The following is a 22,518-nucleotide window of genomic DNA, read 5'->3' as shown; positions in this document are numbered from 1 at the left end:
TTGTATATGGGGGTGATCCGGCCCGGCTATCGAGGCGCCATCCGGAGGGCACCGTCCATTCGGATTGTTTCCCCGTTGATGTAGTCGTTTTCGATGATCGAGATGGCCAGTTGGGCGAACTCATTGGGTGATGCCAATCGCTTAGGGAATGTGACGCTGGCTGCCAGGGCTTGACGTATTTCGTTCGTGACGCTGGCCATCATGGGTGTTTCCACAACACCTGGTGCGATTGCATTGACGCGGATTCCGTATTGCGCGAGGTCCCGTGCGGCTGGAAGGGTGAGGCCGACGATGCCGGCTTTGGAGGCAGCATAGGCAACCTGGCCGATCTGTCCTTCGAAGGCCGCTATGGAGGCAGTGTTGATGATCACTCCGCGCTGACCGTGTTCATCGGCCTGCGTGAGTGAAATGGCCTCTGCAGCCTTGGCCAGGATGTTGAAGGATCCGATCAGGTTGACTTGGATAACTTTGGCGAAAACAACCGGATCGTGCACTCCGCCGCGGCATAGAATGCGCATGGTGGGAAGGATCCCGGCGCAGTTGATAACGGTCCGGAGCGGTGCCCCGGCTGCGGCTCTGGCCACGGCCTGTCCGACATCGTCGACGTCGGTTACGTCCGCCGGGACGTATTGAACGCCATGTGCGGGGGCACTTTCCTGAATGGCACCGGGTAGATCAAGGGCGAATACTTCTGCGCCATGATCTGCCAATGCACGGACTGCGGCCGCGCCCAGCCCTGAGGCGCCGCCTGTGACGATGGCTGATGTGTTGTTGAGATCCATATCCGGTTCCTCTCATGTGATGTGTGGTGGGGTGGAGACAGGAGGGCAGTTTTAGGCGAAAGCGGAGATTCCTGTTACTGCGCGGCCTACGAGTAGGGAATTGATCTCGTAGCTGCCTTCGTATGAATAGATCGCCTCAGCGTCGGCAAAGATTTTTGCCATCTCGAAGTCGGTGCTTATGCCGTTGCCGCCAACGATCGAGCGCCCAAGCGCGACGGTCTTGCGCATGTTGGCGGTGCAGCTGGACTTGGCCAAGGCTGCATGGTCCATGGTCAGGCGGCCGGTTCCACGGAGGCGGGCGAGCTGAATCATCAACGACAAGGACATGGTGGCATTGCTGACCATTCTGGCGAGTTGTTCTTGGATTAGTTGGAAAGAAGCGATTGGTTTGCCGAACTGCTTCCGTTGCATGGCGTATGCCCTTGCCACATCAAAAGCCGCGAACTGTTGTCCCACTGCCTGCCAGCTCACCCAAACCCTGGAATGAAGTAGTAAGGAGTTGGCATCCTGAAACGTTGAAGTGCCGGGCAGCCAATTGCTGAACGGGATCCGTACGTTATCCAGCGTGATGTTGGCGTTTTGAATGATTCGGACAGAGATCTTGTTGTTGATGGCCTCGGCGCGGAAGCCGGGCGTTCCTTTTTCGACGATGAAACCCTTGATTTGTCCGTCCGCAGTGTCCCGGGCCCAAACCAAGACGAAGTCGGCAAAAGTTGCGTTTCCAATCCACCGTTTGTGCCCGTTGAGGATCCACGCGTCGCCCGAGCGTGTAGCTGAGGTTTCCATTTCACGGGAGATGTCGGACCCATGGAGGGGTTCAGTCAGGGCGAAGGCACCGATCTTACGGAGCGCAAGGAGATCCGGCAGGATGGTGCGGCGCTGCTCCTCTGACCCGAGTTCCTGGATGGCGGTGGTGAAGAGTTCGTCATGAACGCCGAAGAAGGTGGATACGGAGGTGTCCGCGCGGGCGAACTCCATCTGGATCAGTCCAGCGAGGAGAGGGCCACGACGGTTCATGCCTGTCAGCTGTTGCCTGGCCAGGCTTGGAATGAGCTCGAATGGAAATTCAGCACGATTCCAAAAGTCGACGGCGACCGGCCGCACCTGCCGTTGAAGGAAGTCCCGTGCCTTCAAATACAGCCCATGTTCCTCGTCAGTCAAGAGGTCCGAAAGGAACAGCAAGTCCGCTTCTGCGTACGGGGGCGTCACAGCGGGATCGTCGCATGCTGCGAATACAGACGGTTCCGTCTCCTTGAGTACGGTCATGGTTTCTCTTTCTGAGGAGTCGTTAAGTGGTGCTGTGACCCATGGGGTCATCGGACCCGGCCTATGGCACGGAGCCGGTCTTCGGAAATGTAAATCTTGAAGCCGGAGCTTTTGTCCACAAGCTGCCGGCCGAATCCCTGGCCCTGTTCGAGCCAGTCGATGGAGCCGTCGGGTGTGTAGGACTCAACGACTCCTTCTCGAAGGAAATCCCGGCCAATTCGGATTTCCACCATGGCCCCAGCGAGGATGGTCCAGTCATTGACGATGTAGTACTGCATTTGGCCCATGTTTTTGGTGGGTCCCGTACAGACTTAGATCAGTGCCAGGCCAGGTTCACGGAGCAGGGCCGCCGTGTCGGCCAAGAGCTGCGACCCTTGCTGGCCGTCCATGATCCTGTGGTCAAAGGAGAGCGCCAGCTGCAGGACCGTACGGGGCTCGATTCGTTCACCCTGTTCATCGTGAACGACCCACGGGGTACGCCGGGCAGTTCCGACAGCGAGAATTGCTGCCTCTCCAGGATTGAGAATCGGGGTTCCCGCGTCGATCCCGAAAACACCGATGTTCGTGATGGTAATTGTTCCGTTGGCCATCGCTTGGGGCTCGGTTTTCCCAAGCCTGGCAGTTGAAGCCAGATCCGAAATTGCTGCTGCCAGCCCGGCAAGCGGCAAGGGCTGTGCGTCCTTGATATTGGGCACGATCAAGCCGCGCGGCGTTGCTGCGGCAATGCCTAGATTCACCTTCTCAAACTGCACGATTTCCTGCGCGGACTCATCCCACGTAGCGTTTGCTTCCGGCGTGCTCTTCAGGGCATGGAGGAAGGCCTTGGCGACAAACGTGAGCGGGGTCAGCTTCACGTCCGCAAATTCGCGGCGACGAGCTATCTGCTCCTTCAGCTCTAGGGTGCGGGTGATGTCGACTGCCACGAATTCGGTGACGTGGGGAGCTGTGAAGGCTGACTGCACCATAGCTGCCGCGGTGTGCTTTCGGACTCCCCGGACAGGTATCCGGAGATCGCCAGTGCCGCTTCGGGGAGTTTCGCCTGTCGTCGCCGGAAGGTTTTCTCTGTCTGAATGGGCCTTCAGCACGTCTGCGCGGGTACAGATTCCATCATTTCCGGTTGCCCTAACCATCCCGAGGTCGACGCCAAGGTCCTTAGCCAGCTTCCGAACTGGAGGGGTTGCCTTGGGGCGACCAGCTACGCGCTCAGAGTTGCCGGAGGGGCTGCCGACGGCGGGTGCCGGCATGGGTGCGGTCGGTCTAATGCCTGGACCCCGTCGTCGACGACTTGCCACTTCCCGTGCCCCGTAGCCGACCAAGAGTTTGGGGTCATCGTCGATGGCTGCTTCGGAGGGTTCTGTCGCCTTGATGTTCTTTGCTGCGGTGGCGATGCTGATGATTGCGCGGCCTACATCGACGGTCTCGCCTTGCTGAACCAAGAGTTCGCTGACTTCCCCTTCAAAGGGGCAAGGGAGTTCCACAAGCGATTTGGCGGTTTCGATTTCCACGATTGCCTGATTGACGGCTACTTTATCGCCGCGCTTTACCAGCCAATTGACGATCTCGGCCTCCGTAAGCCCTTCGCCTACGTCCGGGAGGGCGAATTCCTTGATTGTCATTTTTACCTTCCGTTAGTAGCTGAAGCTGCGGTCAATGGCGTCGAGGATCCGGTCAAGCCCTGGCAGCCATTCCTCTTCCAAGCGGCTTGCCGGGTAAGGGGTGTCATAGCCGGTCACCCTGATGACTGGAGCTTCGAGGGAATGGAAAATGGCGTCCTGGACACGTGAGGCGATCTCGCTGCCTAGGCCAACACTGCGTGAGGCTTCATGGGCCACCACCAACCTTCCAGTGCGTTCCACCGATCGGAGAATGGTTTCGTCGTCAATGGGAGACAGCGACCTCAAGTCGATGACTTCAACGTTCCGGCCTTCCTCGGCGCAAACGTCGGCCACTTTCCGGGCAACGGGCAAAAGGGCGCCGTATGCAACGAGCGTCAGGTCCTCGCCAGGGCGAACGATGCTGGCCTTCTCGAGTGGACCTGGTAGGCGGCTCAGGTCCACTTCTCCTTTGAGCCAGTAATTGCGTTTGGGTTCCAGGAAGATCACGGGATCGTCGCTTCGGACTGCCGCGCGGATCATGTCGTAGGCTTCCTGGGGTGACGAGGGTGTCACGACCTTCAGTCCAGCGGTATGCGCAAAGTAGGCTTCGGGAGACTCGGAGTGGTGCTCAATGGCACCGATGCCGCCGCCGACAGGAATCCTGATTACTACGGGCAAGGAGATCTTGCCGTCCGAGCGGTGCCTGTACTTGGCGAGCTGGGTGGTGATCTGGTTCATGGCCGGGAAAACAAAGCCGTCGAACTGTATTTCGCAAACGGGCCGATACCCGGCCATGGCTAGTCCTATGGCGCTTCCGACAATTCCGGCCTCGCCAAGGGGAGCGTCCACCACCCGGAGGTCGCCGAAGCCCTTCTGGAGTCCATCGGTAACCCTGAATACTCCGCCCAACTGGCCGATATCTTCACCAAGGAGCATGACCTTATCGTCGGATTCCATCGCGTCACGGAGGCCTGCATTCAGTGCGTGGGCGATGGGCATGGTGCTTGGCTGGGCGGTCATGCCCCGACCTCCACAAAATTCAGGTGTTCAATCATTTGATCCTCAAGTTCTTTCGGCATCTCGGCGTAGGTATTCCGGAAAGGATGATCTGGCGCCGGGTTGGGCAGGGCGCGGCACCCTGCCCGGAGCTTCTCAGCGAGTTCCTGTTCCTCCGCCGCGACTTTGCTCAGGAAGTCCTGGTCGATCTTGTTTGAGCCCACCAAGTAGTTCTGGAGTCGCTCGATGGGGTCCAACGATTCCCAGACATCGTTTTCTGCACCGGAGCGGTACCGTCCGTCGTCGTCGGATGTTGTGTGGGGGTTGCGTCGATATGTAAAGGCTTCGATGAGTGTAGGTCCGTTGCCTGACCTGGCGGCGGCCATGGCCTCACGTGTAGCAGAAAGGCAAGCAAGCACATCGTTTCCGTCTACCCTGATGCCTTTGAAACCAAATCCTTGGGCGCGCTGAGCCACGGCCACGCGACTTTGGACCGAATAGGGCGCCGAGATGGCCCATTGATTGTTTTGGCAGAAAAATACAACCGGCAAGTTTTGGCCCGCCGCCCAGACAAAGGCTTCGTTGGTTTCTCCCTCGCTCAGTGCGCCATCACCGAGGAAGACGAGGACAGCCCTGTCCCGTTCCGGATCCCCGGTGCCGACATCACCGTCCCGGACGATGCCCATGGCGTATCCCACGGCGTGCAGCGTTTGGGCCCCGATCACCAGGGTGTAGAGGTTGAAATTGTTTTCAGTAGGATCCCAGCCGCCCATTGTCGTCCCTCGGAACAAACCCAGTAAGTTCACGGGGTCCACTCCCCTGCACCACGCGACTCCATGTTCGCGATAGGTGGGGAAGACAACGTCCCGCGGAAAAAGCGAGGCGGCAGCGCCTACCTGGGCAGCTTCCTGGCCCAGGAGAGACGGCCACAAACCGAGCTCGCCTTGTCGCTGAAGCGCGATTGCTTCAGAGTCGACCCTGCGGGTCATGATCATGTCGCGCAGAAGCTGGGCGCAGTCAATCGACCCCGGGTCCAGCGGGAGGGCCATTTGCGATTGGTAGGTCCCGTCTTGAGTGAGAAGAGACAGCGGTTGGCTGGTCATGAATTGTGTCCTTTGGCTTCGGAAAGTCGGCGCAGGACGAGTTCCCGGGCTGCCTGGGCCGGAGTTTGTGATCCGTCCCCGGCTGCTTCGAGCATTCCGGTAACAGCTGGCCCGATCTTTGCTATTCGGTCGGTTACTTCTTCGGTTCCAAGGTCGGTGACCTCGGAGGAAACCTGGATCAGCCCTCCGGCATTTGCGACGTAGTCCGGGACCCACAGAATGCCAGCGGACTGCAGCTGTTCTTCGCAGTCTGTGTCGAGTAGCTGATTGTTTGCGGCACCGCAGACAATGCGGGCACGGACGGCGGGAATGGTCTTGGGGTTCAGCGTCCCACCCATGGCGCACGGAGCGTAGACGTCGATGTCCTGGTCCAGGACCCGGTCAGTAACGTCGGTCCCGGGGTGTGTCCCTGAGACGCGTTGCAGGGCCATGGGGTCTCTGTCAGCCAAGACGACGTCCGCTCCGGCGTCGACAAGCAACCGGACAAGTTGGCTTCCAACCTTCCCGGCACCTTCAACACCGACGCGGCGCCCAGCCAGTCCTTGGCTTCCCCAGACGTAGACTGCAGCTGCCTGCATTGCCACGAAGACACCGAACGCTGTGGAGTATCCACTGTCACCCGAGCCCCCTGCGTTGCGGCCAACGACCCACGGCGTCTGCGAACCGATGACGTCCATGTCGGCAGCCGTCGTCCCCACGTCACCAGCCGTGATGTAGTCTCCGCCAAATGCGTGGACAAACTGCCCGTATGCGCGCAGGAGCTCGGGGGACTTGTCTGTGTGCGGGTCGCCAATGATGACGGCTTTGCCGCCACCCAGCGGCAATCCGGCGGCGGCCGCCTTAAGGGTCATGCCCTCTGACAGCCGAAGGACATCTGTGAGCGCTTCAGCTTCTCTTTGGTAGGGAAAGAAACGTGTTCCTCCCAGGGCCGGCCCCAAGGACGAATTGTGGATCGCAACAATGGCCTTGAGCCCGGTTTCCTTGTCACGAACCATTCGTACGCGCTCGTGACCGCTGGTGTGCTCGTCAATAATCTCGAAGGGACTGCCTTCAGCAACCCTCGGACCGTCCAACAATGCCGCACACATCTGGTGCCTCCTGCTTTGTTCAGACATTGGATCCAATACCAATGTGTCCTTCAACTGTGAATTAAGCGGGGTGATATGGTCAATTCATTTCCCTTGAACTAATCGAAATGTTCAGCTATGCAATATGAGGACGGGGTCATCTAGACAAAATGATCAGCATTGACAAGCTCGACGCCGAACTACTCAAACGCCTTCATGGAAACGCCCGGGCGGGCGTGGCTGAACTCGCCGCCCAATTGGGCATCTCTCGAAATACCGTCCTGGGAAGGCTCCAGCGGCTGGAGACTGCCGGCATTCTGAAGGGGTTCAGTCCCGTTATGAACCTTGAGGCCGCTGGCATTCCGGTCCAGGCGTTCATCGGCTTGGAGTTGGACCAGCGCCAACTCACCAGCGTCGTGGACGCCCTCAGCAAAATCCCTGAGGTCTTAGAGGTCACCACGCAAGCCGGGCGGGAAGACCTGATGGTCAGGGTGGCCTCCACCACCCTGCAGGGAGTGCAGTCCGCCGCCGCCAGGATGGTGGATATTCCCGGCGTGCGGCACACGAATACGACACTGACCGTTTCCACGCCACTCCCCTACCGCGTGCAGCCACTCTTGGACCATCTGACGAGGAACTCGGGCTGGGGCAGGTCGACACCCTTGCCGGAAACCTAACCATCAAATTGGATCCAAAAATAGAAAAATTGAATACACTGGTGATATGACTCAAACAGCTACAGCCACGACGTTCACCCCTCCGTCGACTTCTCCCACGCGGCCCACGCTCAAGGGATCCTTTGGCATGAGCGCCTCAACCCACTGGCTTGCGACGGCTACTGCGCAATCCGTGCTTGAGCGAGGGGGCAACGCCTTTGATGCAGCGGTCGCGGCAGGCTTTGTGTTGCACGTCGTGGAACCCCACTTGAACGGGCCTGCTGGCGACATGGTTGCCCTTTATGCCCCAAAGGGCCGCAACCCCCGGGTTCTCATGGGCCAGGGCCCTGCTCCAGCCAGGGCGACCATTTCCCACTTTGCCAACGAAGGTCTGGAGTCTGTCCCCGGCGCCGGTGCGCTGGCTGCAGCCGTGCCAGCCGCCGTCGAGGCTTGGTTAACCCTGTTGGCCGATCAGGGCACTTGGGAACTTTCGGATGTGCTCGAGTATGCAATCCATTACGCCGGGCTCGGACATCCGATTGGGCACCAAGCTGCCGCTGTCATCGAAACAATGGCTGACCACTTCGAACAGCATTGGCCGACTTCCGCCGCGCAGTGGATCCCGCTAGGTAGAGTTCCCGAGGCAGGTGAGCTAATCAAAAACGGCGCTTACGCGAATGTTCTTCGAAAGCTCGTTGAAGCGGGTCATGCGGCAGGAACCCGGGAAGCGCGGATCCATGCCGCGCGGGAGGAATGGAAGGAAGGATTCGTTGCCAAGGCCATTGTGGAGTTTGCGCGAAAGCCCCACCGTCACTCTTCCGGTTCAGACCACAGCGGTGTCATAGAGCTTGAGGACTTTTCCCGTTTCGCGGTCTCGGACGAGTCCCCGATCTCCTTGGAGTTTCGAGGCGTCACCGTCGTCAAAGCCGGTTTCTGGTCCCAGGGCCCTGTTCTGCTCCAGGCGTTGGCTATTCTGAAGCATTTCGACGACGATCACCTGGACCCTTCAACAGCACTAGGCGCCCACACAATCATCGAAACCCTGAAACTTGCCATGGCTGACCGGGATTCATACTACGGTGATGCCCGCAAAGTAAAAGTTGACCTCAACGCGCTGTTCTCTGATGAGTATGGCAGGGAAAGGGCAGCACAGATTGCAGCGTCCGCATCCACACAGTTCCGGCCCGGAACACTTCCTGGTACGAGCCCTTACCCGCCGGCCCTTGTCACCGCGGCCGACCACCCCTCTGTCTTGGGTGCCGGGGAACCAACGGTCCGGATCTCGGGCGAAACCCGCGGAGACACCTGTCATCTGGACGTTGTAGACCGGTTCGGGAACATGATAAGCGCTACCCCTTCAGGGGGCTGGCTACAGTCGTCCCCGGCTATACCAGAGCTGGGTTTCCCCCTCGGTACCCGCCTGCAGATGTCATGGCTCGATGCCGGCTCCCCGTCCGCCTTGAAGCCCGGGGCCAGGCCACGCACCACCTTGAGCCCTACCCTCCTTATGCGGGAGGGCCGAACCGTCGCAGCCTTGGGTTCCCCGGGCGGCGACCAGCAGGATCAATGGCAGTTGCTGTATTTACTCAGGACACTCGTGGGCGGCTACACCCCGCAGGAGGCAATTGATGCTCCCACTTTCCACACCAGTGCTTTGGCAAGCTCATTCTGGCCACGGACCTGGAACCCGGCCGGCGTCGTCGTGGAAGATCGCCTCCCGCAACACGTGATCGCAGAACTACGCGAACGCGGACATGATGTGACCGTCGTGAATGGGTGGTCACTGGGACGGCTATCCACGGTCACTCTGGACCCGGAAACGGACGAGCTCGGAGCGGCGGCGAACCCACGTGGCAACCAGGGGTACGCTGCCGGGCGATAGGCACCGACATTCTGTACCGCCGCAGCGGAGTCTGCAGAAGCAATCGGATAGGATCCAATTGACGACCCAACAGCGAGACAGTGGAGGCCTTCGTGACACAACCTATTGATATCGGTTCGCGCCGACAGCAGCTTGAAGGCCGGGCCAAAACCGTGGAGTCGCTGGTTGACGCACTTCAGGAAAGAATCAGCGACGGTGAGTTTGGCGTCGGTTCTTGGATTCGCCAAGAGCGCCTGGCAGAGGAGTACGGCGTCAGCCGAATGCCCATCCGGGAGGCGCTTCACCGCCTCCAGGCTCTGGGCGTTGTGGAAATCATCGCCAACCGTGGGGCGCGGGTTCAGATGCCGTCGATGCGGGACATTGCTGAGGCGTATGAAGTCAGGGGCGTCCTTGAGGGGCATGCCGCGTACAGGGCCGCCCGTTCCAGCACTCAGGCAGACATCGACAACCTCCATCAGGCTGTCAAGTGGTTCAATGATGCGGTAGACAAGGCCCGGAGCGGATCCAAGACGGCCGCCAAGGACCTTTGGTACAAGGCCAATGAACTGTTCCATGCCACGGTGATCCTAGCCGCAGGCAACAGCCAACTGAGTGCCAGCATCAGCGCCCTCCACCATCGAATGCCACGGAACCTGACGTGGGCAGCCCTGGGCGGAGATCCACGCCTTCTTGCCGACAATGCGCAGGAACACATGCGTATAGCAGAGGCGATCGAGACGAGGAACGCCGAAGTAGCCCGTCAGCTGACTGTTGAACATAGTGCACACGCCCGGGAACTAGTTGAGGTCCACGTAACGTCGAGGTCGTCGTAACAGAGATTAACAGATTGGATCCTAAAACACGTTTTTGGATACCATAAGTCATGATTCTTTCTTCTCAAATACTCCGAACCCTTGCCTGCTCCCCCATGGCCGGAGCCGTGCAGCCGTGACGCGCACCTCAATAAAAACGGACACAGTACACCTGTGGTTGATGCTCGCCCTTACGTTTTCCACGGGTGTGGCCGACGCCGTGGGCTATTTAGGTCTGGATAAAGTCTTCACCGGAAACATGACCGGCAACGTCGTAATTCTCGGCATGGCATTGGCGGGCGCTGATGGACTGCCTGTCCTGGGGCCCAGCATTGCCCTCGCCGGCTTCATGGCAGGAGCTGCAATTGCCGGTAGAGCGCTCCGGGGCCTGCCGTCGTCTTGGAGCTCCGTGACCACAGGTATTCTCCTGGTCGTCGGCCTTGTTCTTGCCGCAGCAGCAGTGTATCTAGGTATGGAGTCGAATGCGGGCTTTGAACTGAACCATGTCGCTCTTGCCGGCGTACTGGCAGCAACGATGGGCGCCCAAGCGGCGGCGGCACGCCATCTGGCGGTCAAAGATGTCACGACCGTCGTGGTGACATCTACTATCACAGGCCTCTCAGCGGACTCGTGGCTGGGAGCCCGGGTCTCGCAACCGTGGGCTCGCCGCCTTTTCGCCGTGGTACTCATCAGTCTGGGAGCGTCAGTCGGAGCGCTTCTCCTCAATCTTCATCTGGCGGCCGGAGTCGGTCTCTCGGCCGTAATTACGATCGTGGTCGCCATCACGGGGCACCTGCTGGGACGGCCAGTACGAGCGATTGAGCGAGACGCCCAGGCCGTCCGCGTATAGCTGCCGTTTCGCGCAGTCACGCTTGGTTGAATCCATAGAATCGGCTATGGGCATCGAAGGCCGCCGACCACGGGATGGTCGGCGGCCGAACGCCTGCATGCTCGATGACGCCCTGGCGGCGCCAGTGCTCTTTCCTGATCGCAATGCTCGGCCCCTGCTGCGTTTCCAGGTTGATCAGGCCGGAGATTCCGGCGATAAGGCTCGAAGCTCCGCGCTCATCGCCTGATTGCCATTGGTGTATGGCCTGCGCCAGCACTTCTGGACGGGTAATCCCCGCCGCCATGCCGGTGGCGCCTGCTCGCAGGTCATCAACGAGGCCGATGCCCCCGAACCCGCCAACGAGGCGACAATTGACCCTGGACGCCAGGTGCCGGATCCGCTCGAAAGTTGGCTCCGCTTCACATTTAATGGCCTGCACAAATTCCAGACCGTCAACCGCCTTGATGAGTGCGGCGGTCTCAATTCGTACACCCGTGGCCTTTGGCAGGTCCTGGATGATGAGGGGCAGGCCGCTCGCAGCATGCACCGCTCGGAGGTTCTCCCTGAAGGTGTGGCCGTCGCTATGTGACACCGGGACCATGATCGCCGAAATCCTGCCTTCGAGAGTGTCCGTAAATTCCCGGGCCTCCTCCACTGCTGCCGTGCGGTCCAGACTCATTACCGTGGCCACCACAGGCGCGGAACCGGCTTCCTCGGAGACGGCGGCAAGCACCTCGATCTTCTCCGTCGCAGACAGGCTTGCCGGTTCGGCAAGTACACCCAGGCAAACCAGCGATGTGCACCCCCGATCCAACAGTGTCCGAGCCAGTGTGCGAAGGGATGATTCATCCACGGCACCCCCGGGAAGAAAGGGTGTGGCAACCATTCCCCACAGTTGCATCGAAGGTTCAGTTTCCGCGGGCGTACGAGGGGCTGGGATCGGGAACGAGCTCATGGAGGACCATCCAATGGGAGTAGTAGAGAGGGTGACAAGTACCTGCCTGATGAGTTCGCAGGTCGCTGCCCCCTGTGAAGGGTGAACTTTCGGGATCATCTTGACGAACAGCGGTGAACGTGCCATATTCATCACATCAGATCGGATCCAATTCTACACATTTACATCCAATCTTTGACGTTAGAGGCGCATCAGTCTTGGATCCCTCGTCAGGGAGCGGATAAATCCAGGGAGAATCATGACCCAGGCTACTTTTCCTCCTACCCCCGGTGACAGGCTCATTTTCGAGAACGACCGCGTACGCGTGTGGTCCATGACCATCCCCGCCAACGGGATGTTTGACTACCACCAGCATTTTCATGACCACGTGATTCTTTGGCCGGAAGCCGGACACGTCCAGGGCCAGGAACTTGGCGACGATGACTGGTCCTTGGAGCAGGTTGCTCAGCCGGGATATGTCGCATTCAAGACCGTGGGCTCCTCCGGACCGCTCGTTCCCCATCGCGTACGGAGCCTCGACGATCACCCAACAACGCACTACATAGTGGAGCTCATCAGCGAAAAGTCACCCAGTGAAACCGACCTTCCGACAGTCTCGAACGACTTGGGGAACGTCACCGATCTACGCAACAGGTACTGACTCTCCAAGACAGGGAAGTCCTTGGAAGCCGCGTCATGGTTCGTACAGTAATTAGAAGGAAAGCAGGATGCTCCCCAACGACACTTCACCGGTTGATGTAACCGATGAACACGTATCAACACTCATGCCGGCGTTCGACTACGATCAGCTGGCTCCGGCTGCGTTGCTCACGCCAAGTCCGCAGCATCTGCTCGACCAAACAGTCAGCTACATGAACGTTCAGTACGCTGCTCCGCTGCGCTGGCGGCCGTTGCTGTTGGACGTTCACCTTCCTGCCCGCGGCAACGGTCCATACCCCGCAGTCATCTATGTACACGGAGGAAGTTTCCTGGGAGGTATCAAGGAGATGGGGCCTTGGTTGTCTCTGCCCGCGGCGGGGATAGCGGTCGTCTCAGTCTCCTACCGATTGTCCGGTGAAGCCCGCTTTCCTGAACCGATCGAGGACATACGCGAAGCTGTCCGCTGGACCCGGTTCAACGCAGAAAAGTTCAACCTCGACCCCGACTCCTTGGCTCTGTGGGGAAGCTCGGCAGGCGCATATTTGGCATCGATGGTGGCGGTTACAGGCGATTCTGCCGTTGGCCGGACTACAGGGGCATCGATTTCCGCAACGGCACGGGTTGCTGGCGTAGTCAACCACTACGGGATCTCCGACTTCCTGGCACTGCGGGAGGACGCGTTCGAGAACGATGAGTCGGAGATGGACGCACTAGCCCGGATCGTGAGGCAGTTCCTTGGTTTCGACCCCTCAACCGATCGGGAGCGGGCCGCGCTGACCAGTCCGGCAGTGCTGGCTGCAGGCCAAGGGACCACTCCCCCGTTCCTTTTCATGCACGGGGACAAAGATCACCGGGTGGGTTTCGGACAGAGCCTACGCTTCCACCGTAGTCTTCTGGGGCTCGGGCGCTCGTCAACACTCATTACTGTCGCTGGTGCTGACCACGGGGACAGCGTGTTCGCGGAAGCCGAAGCGGTGGGCCAAGCGATCACGTTCTTGCGCATGTGTTGGGCAAACCACAGTTCGAACGACTAGTTCGGGCACATTGGAATCCAATCCTGAAGACCAACTACGACAGAGCTCATGCTCAGTCACATGCCATTTCCACCAGCGAACCACTGTTCCAGTAGACCCTGAGAGGCACTGATGCCGAACCTTACAAACTCCTCCCGCATTGAACCGACGCGGACGCAAAGCTCCAAACGTACGGCACTTGTCGTGGGCGCAAGCATGGCCGGACTTTCCGCTGCTGCACAGCTTACGGATATCGGCTATCTGGTAACCGTCGTCGAGAGGGCGCCTCAACTGCGCCTTGTCGGCACGCCCATCGATGTCAGGGGTGAAGCTCTCGCTGTAGCGGACAAGATGGGCATCCTCGACGCCATCCGGAGGAACAAAGTCTCCAGTGATGAGCGCCCGGTGTTTACAACTTTTGTAGATGCCAGTGGACATGCCGTGGCTGAGCTGCCGCTGGAAATGGCGAACGACTCCCCGGACGACGTCGAGATCTCACGGGAAGCCCTTATCAACATCCTCCACGCGAGGATTGGGAGCGACACAAAGTTCGTCTACCGCGACTGGCCAGTGGCTCTGAGCCAGACTGGGCAAGGTGTAGAAGTTGGCTTCGCTGGCGGCTCTTCGGCAAACTTCAACATAGTCGTCGGCGCAGACGGTATTCATTCGTCTGTTCGAAAGTTGGTTCACGGACCCGAACACCTTTACCGCAAACACCTCGGCGTCTACTACGCGATTGTTGACCTACCGAGCGGCGCTCTGGGCATCGTCAACGAAAGCCGGACGTATAACTGTCCCGGCAGCATGGTAGGCATCAACGACTACGGCGATCGTGCCTATGGCGTGTTCGCATTCCGCGCTCCTGAAACCGAGTACGACTACCGCGACATGGCTGCACAACGGGACTTGTTGACCCGAGCCTTCCGGAATGAAACCGGATGGCACATTCCCTTCCTTTTGGACGCAGTACGCGATGCTCCGGACATCTATTTCGACTCAGTGAGCCAAGTCCGCATGTCCGGCTGGTCACAGGGCCGGATCGTTCTGGTCGGCGATGCCGCACATGCCGCTTCTTTGTTCTCGGGCAGGGGAACCTCCCTGGCCATGCTGGGAGCCTCAATCCTTGCCGAGGAGCTGGACGCCTCAAATCACGAGCCGTCCGTCGCGTTCACACGATATGAGTCCCGGCTGCTTCCCGTAGTCAGGAAGGCACAGGAGGGTGTCATCGAAGCCCGAGATTTCATGGTTCCTGAAAGCCAGAACAAGATCAACGAACGCAACAGCCGGTTTCCGCTGAACTCCTTGCGTCACTAACTGGTCATCGGATGGACAGTGACTTTCCGTTACACCGGATGAATGTTGCACCCATCACATTTGTTTGCATCTGGTACCTGCGCACTAGATCCTTGCATGACCTAGTTTTTTAGCGCTTGTCAGAGCGTGCCCAATGGAGGACACAATTTATGACTAACGTTCTTTGGTTTTCTGAGCTTGGCTTGTCCGACCTTGACCAGGTTGGCGGCAAAAATGCATCACTCGGGGAAATGGTCCGGAATCTCGCCTCTGCCGGGGTGAAGGTTCCGGACGGTTTCGCCACCACCGCAGACGCTTACCGGCGTTTCCTGAGTGAGTCCGGCTTGGACGCCCGTATTGAAAGTATCCTTGACGGCTTGGACAGCGGCGATGTGACCGCTTTGGCCACGGTTGGCCAGAAGATCCGGGACCTGATCCGTGTCACGCCGTTCCCGGCCGGTTTCGAAGAGGAAATCCGGACCGCGTATCAGCGCCTGACCGAGGAGCATGGCGGGGATGTGTCGTGGGCGGTACGTTCCAGTGCCACGGCCGAGGACCTGCCGGATGCTTCTTTCGCCGGGCAGCAGGAGACGTTCCTGAACATCCGCGGGATCGAGAACATCCTGCACGCGATCAAGGATGTCTTTGCGTCGCTCTACAACGACCGGGCGATCGCGTACCGGGTGCATCACGGCTTCACGCATTCGGAAGTGGCGCTTTCGGCCGGTGTGCAGCGGATGGTGCGTTCCGACGTCGGCGCATCCGGGGTGATGTTCACCATGGATACCGAGACCGGCTTCAACGATGCGGTCTTCATTACGTCTTCGTACGGCCTCGGCGAGGCAGTGGTCCAGGGAGCCGTGAACCCTGATGAGTTCTATGTCCACAAGCCGGCCCTGGCTGCTGGGCGTCCGGGCGTGCTCAAGCGTGGCCTTGGGGACAAGGCCATCCAGATGATCTACACCGAATCCGAAGAGGTTGGCCGGACAGTTGACTTCGTCCCGGTCCCGAAGGACCTCAGGAACCGGTTCAGCCTGACTGATGCGGAGGTTGAGCAGCTCGCCCGCCACGCGCTGGCTATCGAGGCCCATTATGGCCGGCCGATGGACATTGAGTGGGGCAAAGACGGTGTGGACGGAGAGCTCTACATCCTGCAAGCCCGCCCTGAAACGGTCGAGTCCCGCAAAGTTGCGGGGACCACTTCCCGGTACACCTTGGCGGAGCGATCGACTGTCCTGGTGGAGGGCCGCGCGATCGGTCAGCGGATCGGCGCCGGGCAGGTACGGGTCCTGTCCTCCATTGACCAGATGGCATCCTTCCAGGAGGGCGATGTCCTTGTGGCGAACATGACGGACCCGGACTGGGAACCGATCATGAAGAAGGCCGCCGCGATCGTCACGGACCGCGGCGGACGGACCTGCCACGCGGCGATCATCGCGCGCGAGCTGGGCATCCCGGCCGTTGTCGGTACGGGCTACGCTTCCCAGATCCTCAAAGACGGCACCCCCGTCACAGTGTCCTGCGCAGAGGGTGAAGCCGGGCTCGTGTACGAGGGGCTGCTGGAGTACACGCTCCAGGAGACCAGCCTGGAGACCATGCCGGAAGCTCCAGTGAAGATCATGATGAACGTGGGCACCCCGGAACAGGCGTTCAGTTTCGCCAAGCTTCCGAACCATGGTGTCGGGTTGGCACGGCTGGAGTTCATCATCAACCGGCAGATCGGCGTCCACCCCAACGCCCTGCTGGCAGTGGCCGGCGAGATTGAGCGCCCGGCAACCTTGGATGATTACACCGTGCGGCAAATCCAGGAGAAAACCGCCGCCTATGATGGGCCCCGGGATTACTACGTCCGGCGGTTGGCCGAGGGCATCTCGACCATCGCGGCCGCCTTCGCGCCTGAACCGGTGATCATCCGGCTTTCGGACTTCAAGTCCAACGAGTACGCCAACCTCCTGGGTGGTCCGGCGTTCGAACCGGAGGAAGAGAACCCCATGATTGGGTACCGTGGCGCCTCCCGGTACCTCTCGGCATCCTTCCGGCAGGCCTTTGAACTCGAATGTGAAGCACTGAAGTACGTGCGCAACGAAATGGGACTGAGCAACATCAAACTCATGGTCCCGTTCGTGCGGACCTTGGACGAGGCCCGCGGCGTCATCGATTTGCTTGCAGAGAACGGGCTGCGCCGGGGCGAGGACGGGCTGGAGATCGTGATGATGTGCGAGCTCCCAGCCAATGCGCTCCTCGCGGACGAGTTCCTCGAGTACTTCGACGGGTTCTCGATCGGTTCCAACGACCTGACCCAGCTGACGCTGGGCCTGGACCGTGACTCCGCCTTGGTTGCTGAAGGCTTTGATGAACGGAACCCGGCCGTTACCAAGCTCTTGGAGATGGCGATCGCCGCTTGCCGCGCCAAGGGCCGGTACGTCGGCATCTGTGGCCAAGGCCCGAGTGATCACCCGGACTTTGCCGAATGGCTGCTGGCACAGGGCATCAGCTCGATCTCACTGAACCCTGACGCGGTGACCGAGACGTGGCTGCGACTGGCCCGTACCACCAGCGCCGCCGTCTAAATGGCAGAACACCACATCGTGGGGGCGGGCGCTTCGCCCGCCCCCACGGTCTTCTTCCTCTCCGACAGCACCGGGATTACCGCCGAAACCCTTGGCAATACCCTGCTCACACAGTTCCCCGGCCAGCGACTGGAACGGCGCACCATCCCGTTCATCACCACTGTGGAACAAGCCCGCGACGTTGTCGCGCTTATCGACCACGTCGCGGCTGCCGGTCCTCAACCGATCATCTTCTCCACGACCGTCGGACAGGATATCCGTGCTGTCCTGTCCCAAAGCCGCGGGCAGTTCTTCGACCTATTCGGTGCGCACATCGGCCAACTCGAGCAAGCCCTGGGCACGGCCGCCAATGGCAAGCCCGGTCAGGCGCACGGTGTGGGCGATGCGGTGCGCTACCAATCGCGCATGGCCGCCGTCGAATACGCCATCGAGCACGACGACGGCCAATCGCTCCGCGCGCTCGAACGCGCCGAACTGATCCTGATCGCCCCATCCCGCTGCGGGAAAACTCCCACAACTATGTACTTGGCACTGCAGCACGGCATCCTCGCCGCCAACTTCCCCCTGGTCGAAGAAGACTTCGACACGATGACCCTGCCCAAACCTCTGCTTCCCTTCGCGAGCAAATGCTTCGGTCTCACGTCCCAGCCCGTCCGGCTCAGCCAGATCCGCCAGGAACGGCGCCCCGGCAGCAACTACGCATCACTGAACCAATGCAGCTTCGAACTGCGCAACGCCGAAGACATGTACAGGGCAAACAACATCCCCTACGTGAACTCCGCATCCATGTCAGTGGAAGAAATATCCGCCACCGTCCTGCAACGGATGGAGTTGCACCACTAGACGCCCTGAGCGGTCTGATGCCCCCGCCGGTCTATTTCGTGTTCAGGGCCGCGTCGATCAGCACTTCTGCGGCTTGCCGCGCCTGAGTGGCAGCGTTCGGGGTACCTGCGATGGCAGCTGTTGTTTGCGCCCCCTCGGCAAGGATTGCCAGTTGCGGCGCGAGATATCCAGGCGCTCCAGCCCCGGCAGCGAGGGAGGCGACGTATTCCTGGAACGATTCCTTGTGCTTGCGCGCATACTCAGCCACCTCGGGACTGATCGCGCCGAGCTCGGCGAAACTGTTGATGAACCCACACCCCCGGAACGTGGACTGACAGAACCACTGCCCGAGGTAGTCGAAGATGGCGAGCAGTTGCTCACGCGGTGTCGGAGCGCGGCGGACTGTAGCATCCAGGCCTTCGGTCCATGATTGATGGCGTCGCTCGAGGACGGCCATGACGATGCTCCCCTTCGACGGAAACTCCTGGTAGAGCTTCTTGAGGGAAACACCGGCAGCCGTGCGCAGTTCATCCATTCCCACCGCTTGGATTCCCTTCGCGTTGTAAAGCTCATCGGCTGTGGAGACGATCCGGTTCCGGGCATCGGAAATATCCATGCGTACATTCTACTTGCACCGAGAACGATCGTTCTATACGATGTAACAACAACGAGAGAACGATCGTTCTCCTCTTCGAGAAAAGGATCAGTCCATGGGCTTCATCAAGGTCGGCACAGAGAACAGCACTGACATCGAGCTCTACTACGAGGACCACGGCGCAGGCAAGCCGGTTGTCTTGATTCACGGATATCCCCTCGATGGAGGATCCTGGGAAAAGCAAACAGCGGCCCTGCTGAAAGCCGGGTACCGGGTCATCACTTACGACCGCCGCGGTTTCGGCAAGTCCAGCAAACCCACCACCGGTTACGACTACGACACCTTCGCCGCTGACCTCAACGCCGTCCTGGAAACCTTGGATCTGCAGGACGTCGTCCTGGTCGGTTTCTCCATGGGCACCGGCGAAGTCGGGCGCTACATCGGTACCTACGGCGAAGCCCGCCTCGCCAAGGCAGTCTTCCTCGCCTCCCTGGAACCCTTCCTCCTCCAAACCGACGACAACCCTACGGGAGTTCCATTCTCGGTCTTCGACGGTATCCGCAACGCCGCCATGGAGGACCGCTACGCCTGGTTCACCAACTTCTACAACGACTTCTTCAACACCGACAACTTCCTCGGAAACCGCCTCAGCGAGGAAGCCCTGCGCAACGCGTGGAACGTCGCCGCCGGCTCCTCCTGGTACGCATCTTTCGCCGTGGTGGATTCATGGCTCACGGACTTCCGCGCGGACATCGACAGGGTCACCGTTCCCTCCCTGATCGTTCACGGCACCGACGACCGCATCCTGCCGATCGACTCCACGGGCCGCGAGTTCATCAAGCGTCTCCCTTCCGCGGAGTACGTTGAGATCGAGGACGCCCCGCACGGCATGCTCTGGACGCACGGCACCGAAATCAACGAGGTCCTGCTGCGCTTCCTGGCCAAGTAGCCCGCCAAAGCGACTAGAAAGCACGACGGCGGCAGGTCACCCAAGGTTCCACGGAACCGCGGGGACCTGCCGCCGCTCATCAGGGTGGGGTTCATCGCCGGCAGGCTGGATGCGTTGGGTATTAATCGGTTCGGCCACGAACACGCGGAAGCATTGCCAGCGCGGCGGGGCATCCAGCCCGCCTGCCACCCAAGATCCGGTCAGACGAGCCAGCGCCACCATCGCGACTGCTCCGGTGCCGGCGTCGGTTCCGTCTCCGGCTCCGGCTCCTCTCCCAAGGCCAGCGCGGCCTCGGCGATGTCATCCGCGGTGAGCGTCATGACGGCCTCACGATCGAGCGCATCGAGACTTTGTTCCTCGTCGCGCGACAGCCGCAGCGCCTGCCGGTTAAGCGCTTGCTCGAACAAAGTGCGGGCGAAGCGCGCGTTCCCCGAGTCCTCCCCCGCGTGGAGCCCAGTGAGGATACGACGCAGCATCTGATCCGCGCCCGGCTCCAGCGTGTACTCGTGCTGGGCCAGCATCTGGTGGAAGATCGTCTGGAGTGCATCGACGGAGTAGTCCGGGAACGTGATCTCCCGGGCGAACCGGGAGCGCAGACCGGGGTTGGAGAGCAAGAAGGATTCCATCAGCCGCGGGTACCCCGCCACAATCACGACCAAGCGGTGGCGGTGGTCCTCCATCCGCTTGAGCAGGACCTCGATCGCCTCCGGGCCGAAGTCCATCCGGCCGTCCTCCGGGGCCAGCGCGTAGGCCTCGTCGATGAACAGGACACCGTCCAGCGCACGCCGGATCACCCGGTCCGTCTTGATCGCGGTCGCCCCGACGTACTGCCCCACCAGACCCGAACGGTCGACCTCGACCAAGTGTCCTTTCTGCAGCAGACCGACCGCGCGGTACATCTCCGCCAGAAGCCGCGCCACCGTCGTCTTGCCCGTACCCGGGTTTCCCAGGAACACCAGATGCTGAGACGTAGCCACCTCGGGCAGGCCATGCGCCTTACGGCGGGCCTGGACCTGCAGTAGCGCGACCAGAGCCCGCACCTGTTCCTTCACGGTCTCCAGTCCAACCAACGAGTCGAGCTCGGCCTGCACCTCGGACAGCGGCCGTGCCGGCCCAGGCTTCGCACCGATGAGATCACCCACGAGGTCGTCGACACGCTCCGAACCGGACAGCTTGAGCTGATTGGCCAGATGGCCAATGGTTTCGCGCAGTTCATCGAGCGGATTGCGGCTGGCAGCCATACATCCACTGTAGTACCGGATTCAAGGCCGGGTGGCCTCCGCTGTCTTGACGAGCTTCAAGGAGAGGCTCAAGAATGAGGCAACGGCGCGCCGATGCTGGCGCTTTCCGTTCCGTTGACGGTTCCTCGGGGGCCGAGCCGACGAAGTGGGGTAAGACGTGAAGGCCATAATCGTCGGAGCGGGCATCGCCGGCCTCGTCGCAGCCCGTCAACTGGGTTTGGCTGGCTGGGACGTCGAGGTGCTTGAGAAATCCCCCGCACCGCGTCCTGACGGGTACATGATGGATTTCTTCGGTCCCGGGGTTGAGGCATCAGAACGAATCGGTCTCTACCCGCGTTTGGCCGCCGTCGCTTACCACGTGAAAGCGGTGGAGTACGTCAATGCCGATCTGCGCCCGACCGCCAGCCTCGACTATGACCAGTTCGCCAGGATCGCCGGTGAGAAGGTACTGAGCTTGCTGCGCCCTGATATGGAGCGTGCCGTCCTCGCCTCCCTTGAGGACGTCCCGAGGGACCGGATCCGGGTCCATTACGGCGCGCAGCTTTCCGGCGCTTGGGCGGACGACGACGGCGCGAGGGTGGCCGTCGGTTCTTCCGCGGAGGCGCTGCCCACCGCAGATCTCCTCATCGGTGCGGATGGCGTCCACTCCGGGGTGCGCGCGAACGTGTTCGGTCTCGAGGAGAATTATCTGCATTCCTTGGGTATGCGCGCTGCTGCGTTCATAGTGACTGACCCTGGGCTGAACTCCCGCTTCCGAAACCGCTTCGTGCTCACCGACACCTTGGACCGCATGGCAGGGCTCTACAGCCTGCGCACCGACCAAGTGGCTACCTTCCTCGTCTACCGTGACACCGATGGAGGCACGAGCGAAAGACAGCCCCAGGGTACCCGGGAGCGGCTCCGTAGTGAGTTCGCCGGTCTGGGCGACGCCGTAGACAGGCTGCTGGAACTGTGCCCTGAACACCCTTACGACGACGTCGTGGCGCAGGTCATCATGCCCGCTTGGCACAGGGGAAGGGCCGTTCTGATCGGGGACGCCTGCGGAGCGGTCTCGCTCCTGGCCGGCCAAGGCGGCTCCCTCGCCATCGCTGGCTCGGCGCTTCTCGGGGATCTCGTCGGGCCTGTGGACTCCGCGGCCGGGATTGGTCCAGCGCTGGCTGAATTCGAGCGGCGCTGGCGGCCGGTAGTCGAGGCAGCGCAGGCCGCGGGACGGCGCGCGGCGTCGTCGTTTCTTCCCGCGAACAGACTCCAGCGTGTCCTGCGCCGCTGGATCATACGCGCGACCCACCTTCCCGGCATCGATAGGCTTGTGGCTCGTCAGATCGTGGGCAGGATCGCGAAGTAGGCGGCTACCGCGCCAAGCTCGGCCTCGGCGTCAGCTACGCGTTTGCACCCGACTAAGCCCGGCCCCACCACAGGACAGTACAGGCTCGGCAACGTCCCGCACACCACTGCTTCGTCCAGGCTGATCAAA

Annotated in this window: 22 protein-coding genes; 11 read left to right on the top strand and 11 right to left on the bottom strand. The window is 60.7% G+C overall.

All coding sequences use genetic code 11. From position 1 onward, the window contains the following. Positions 1–26: 26 nt before the first annotated feature. From ACFX4T_RS04755 to ACFX4T_RS04725, 7 genes are read right to left on the bottom strand one after another with little or no spacing between them, the layout of a single operon-like run. Complete coding sequence (locus ACFX4T_RS04755) at positions 27–782, bottom strand: SDR family NAD(P)-dependent oxidoreductase (protein ID WP_377650977.1); 756 nt, start codon at positions 780–782, stop codon at positions 27–29. A gap of 51 nt (positions 783–833) precedes the next feature. Further along, the gene (locus tag ACFX4T_RS04750; protein WP_377650976.1) at positions 834–2,048 is read right to left on the bottom strand and encodes an acyl-CoA dehydrogenase family protein; all 1,215 of its coding nucleotides are present in this window, start codon (positions 2,046–2,048) and stop codon (positions 834–836) included. Positions 2,049–2,095: 47 nt separating this feature from the next. Further along, positions 2,096–2,326, bottom strand: coding sequence for a hypothetical protein (locus tag ACFX4T_RS04745; RefSeq protein ID WP_377650975.1), 231 nt, complete (start codon positions 2,324–2,326; stop codon positions 2,096–2,098). Between the two features lie 33 nt (positions 2,327–2,359). Then, a complete protein-coding gene (locus ACFX4T_RS04740) occupies positions 2,360–3,664 on the bottom strand; it encodes a dihydrolipoamide acetyltransferase family protein (RefSeq protein WP_377650974.1) in 1,305 nt (434 codons plus the stop codon). A gap of 12 nt (positions 3,665–3,676) precedes the next feature. Further along, positions 3,677–4,663: an alpha-ketoacid dehydrogenase subunit beta gene (locus ACFX4T_RS04735; RefSeq protein WP_377650973.1), complete on the bottom strand. Its 987-nt coding sequence runs from the start codon at positions 4,661–4,663 to the stop codon at positions 3,677–3,679. Then, positions 4,660–5,742 (bottom strand): thiamine pyrophosphate-dependent enzyme, encoded by a 1,083-nt coding sequence (locus tag ACFX4T_RS04730; protein WP_377650972.1) that lies wholly within the window; start codon positions 5,740–5,742, stop codon positions 4,660–4,662. The genes ACFX4T_RS04735 and ACFX4T_RS04730 overlap by 4 nt, the downstream gene beginning before the upstream one ends. Next, the gene (locus tag ACFX4T_RS04725; RefSeq protein WP_377650971.1) at positions 5,739–6,830 is read right to left on the bottom strand and encodes a Glu/Leu/Phe/Val dehydrogenase; all 1,092 of its coding nucleotides are present in this window, start codon (positions 6,828–6,830) and stop codon (positions 5,739–5,741) included. The genes ACFX4T_RS04730 and ACFX4T_RS04725 overlap by 4 nt, the downstream gene beginning before the upstream one ends. A 149-nt stretch (positions 6,831–6,979) precedes the next feature. Between ACFX4T_RS04725 and ACFX4T_RS04720 the strand changes: the two genes are divergently transcribed. From ACFX4T_RS04720 to ACFX4T_RS04705, 4 genes are all read left to right on the top strand, one after another. Further along, positions 6,980–7,486: an Lrp/AsnC family transcriptional regulator gene (locus tag ACFX4T_RS04720; RefSeq protein ID WP_216923722.1), complete on the top strand. Its 507-nt coding sequence runs from the start codon at positions 6,980–6,982 to the stop codon at positions 7,484–7,486. 46 nt (positions 7,487–7,532) lie between these two features. Next, positions 7,533–9,347, top strand: a complete 1,815-nt coding sequence (locus tag ACFX4T_RS04715) for a gamma-glutamyltransferase family protein (protein ID WP_377650970.1) — start codon at positions 7,533–7,535, stop codon at positions 9,345–9,347. Positions 9,348–9,439: 92 nt separating this feature from the next. After that, positions 9,440–10,159, top strand: coding sequence for a GntR family transcriptional regulator (locus tag ACFX4T_RS04710; RefSeq protein WP_216923721.1), 720 nt, complete (start codon positions 9,440–9,442; stop codon positions 10,157–10,159). A gap of 115 nt (positions 10,160–10,274) precedes the next feature. Next, on the top strand, positions 10,275–10,988 hold the full coding sequence (locus ACFX4T_RS04705; RefSeq protein ID WP_377650969.1) for a DUF1275 family protein: 714 nt from the start codon (positions 10,275–10,277) through the stop codon (positions 10,986–10,988). Positions 10,989–11,004: 16 nt separating this feature from the next. On the opposite strand, the gene ACFX4T_RS04700 is transcribed toward ACFX4T_RS04705, so the two are convergent. After that, positions 11,005–11,853 (bottom strand): dihydrodipicolinate synthase family protein, encoded by an 849-nt coding sequence (locus ACFX4T_RS04700; protein WP_377650968.1) that lies wholly within the window; start codon positions 11,851–11,853, stop codon positions 11,005–11,007. Positions 11,854–12,160: 307 nt separating this feature from the next. On the opposite strand from ACFX4T_RS04700, the gene ACFX4T_RS04695 reads away from it, so the two are divergent. The 5 genes from ACFX4T_RS04695 to ACFX4T_RS04675 all read left to right on the top strand — a co-directional run bounded on the left by ACFX4T_RS04695 (position 12,161) and on the right by ACFX4T_RS04675 (position 18,280). Further along, on the top strand, positions 12,161–12,562 hold the full coding sequence (locus ACFX4T_RS04695; RefSeq protein WP_223945816.1) for a hypothetical protein: 402 nt from the start codon (positions 12,161–12,163) through the stop codon (positions 12,560–12,562). Positions 12,563–12,629: 67 nt separating this feature from the next. Beyond that, positions 12,630–13,595, top strand: coding sequence for an alpha/beta hydrolase fold domain-containing protein (locus ACFX4T_RS04690; RefSeq protein ID WP_377650967.1), 966 nt, complete (start codon positions 12,630–12,632; stop codon positions 13,593–13,595). A gap of 111 nt (positions 13,596–13,706) precedes the next feature. After that, positions 13,707–14,888, top strand: coding sequence for an FAD-dependent monooxygenase (locus ACFX4T_RS04685; protein ID WP_377650966.1), 1,182 nt, complete (start codon positions 13,707–13,709; stop codon positions 14,886–14,888). A 149-nt stretch (positions 14,889–15,037) separates the two neighbouring features. Continuing rightward, positions 15,038–17,437 carry a phosphoenolpyruvate synthase gene (gene ppsA / locus ACFX4T_RS04680; RefSeq protein WP_377650965.1) on the top strand — a complete coding sequence of 800 codons (2,400 nt, stop codon included), beginning with the start codon at positions 15,038–15,040 and terminating at the stop codon, positions 17,435–17,437. Beyond that, positions 17,438–18,280 carry a pyruvate, water dikinase regulatory protein gene (locus ACFX4T_RS04675; RefSeq protein ID WP_216923715.1) on the top strand — a complete coding sequence of 281 codons (843 nt, stop codon included), beginning with the start codon at positions 17,438–17,440 and terminating at the stop codon, positions 18,278–18,280. A gap of 31 nt (positions 18,281–18,311) precedes the next feature. Here the strand turns inward: ACFX4T_RS04675 and ACFX4T_RS04670 are convergent, their stop codons facing one another. Then, positions 18,312–18,875 carry a TetR/AcrR family transcriptional regulator gene (locus ACFX4T_RS04670; RefSeq protein WP_377650964.1) on the bottom strand — a complete coding sequence of 188 codons (564 nt, stop codon included), beginning with the start codon at positions 18,873–18,875 and terminating at the stop codon, positions 18,312–18,314. Positions 18,876–18,969: 94 nt separating this feature from the next. Between ACFX4T_RS04670 and ACFX4T_RS04665 the strand changes: the two genes are divergently transcribed. Beyond that, complete coding sequence (locus ACFX4T_RS04665) at positions 18,970–19,803, top strand: alpha/beta fold hydrolase (protein WP_377650963.1); 834 nt, start codon at positions 18,970–18,972, stop codon at positions 19,801–19,803. A gap of 200 nt (positions 19,804–20,003) precedes the next feature. On the opposite strand, the gene ACFX4T_RS04660 is transcribed toward ACFX4T_RS04665, so the two are convergent. Then, positions 20,004–21,044 carry an AAA family ATPase gene (locus ACFX4T_RS04660; protein ID WP_216923712.1) on the bottom strand — a complete coding sequence of 347 codons (1,041 nt, stop codon included), beginning with the start codon at positions 21,042–21,044 and terminating at the stop codon, positions 20,004–20,006. Positions 21,045–21,201: 157 nt separating this feature from the next. Between ACFX4T_RS04660 and ACFX4T_RS04655 the strand changes: the two genes are divergently transcribed. Further along, the gene (locus ACFX4T_RS04655) at positions 21,202–22,389 is read left to right on the top strand and encodes an FAD-dependent monooxygenase (protein ID WP_377650962.1); all 1,188 of its coding nucleotides are present in this window, start codon (positions 21,202–21,204) and stop codon (positions 22,387–22,389) included. Here the strand turns inward: ACFX4T_RS04655 and ACFX4T_RS04650 are convergent. Next, positions 22,362–22,517, bottom strand: a complete 156-nt coding sequence (locus ACFX4T_RS04650) for a hypothetical protein (RefSeq protein ID WP_377650961.1) — start codon at positions 22,515–22,517, stop codon at positions 22,362–22,364. The two genes, ACFX4T_RS04655 and ACFX4T_RS04650, sit on opposite strands and share 28 nt — an antisense overlap. Between the last annotated feature and the right edge of the window lies 1 nt (position 22,518).

It is taken from the genome of Paenarthrobacter sp. YIM B13468, from assembly GCF_042788025.1.
Classification (GTDB): Bacteria; Actinomycetota; Actinomycetes; order Actinomycetales; family Micrococcaceae; genus Arthrobacter; species Arthrobacter aromaticivorans.
The sequence above is the reverse complement of the archived record's forward strand: the minus strand, read 5'-3'. Positions and strand labels throughout refer to the sequence as shown.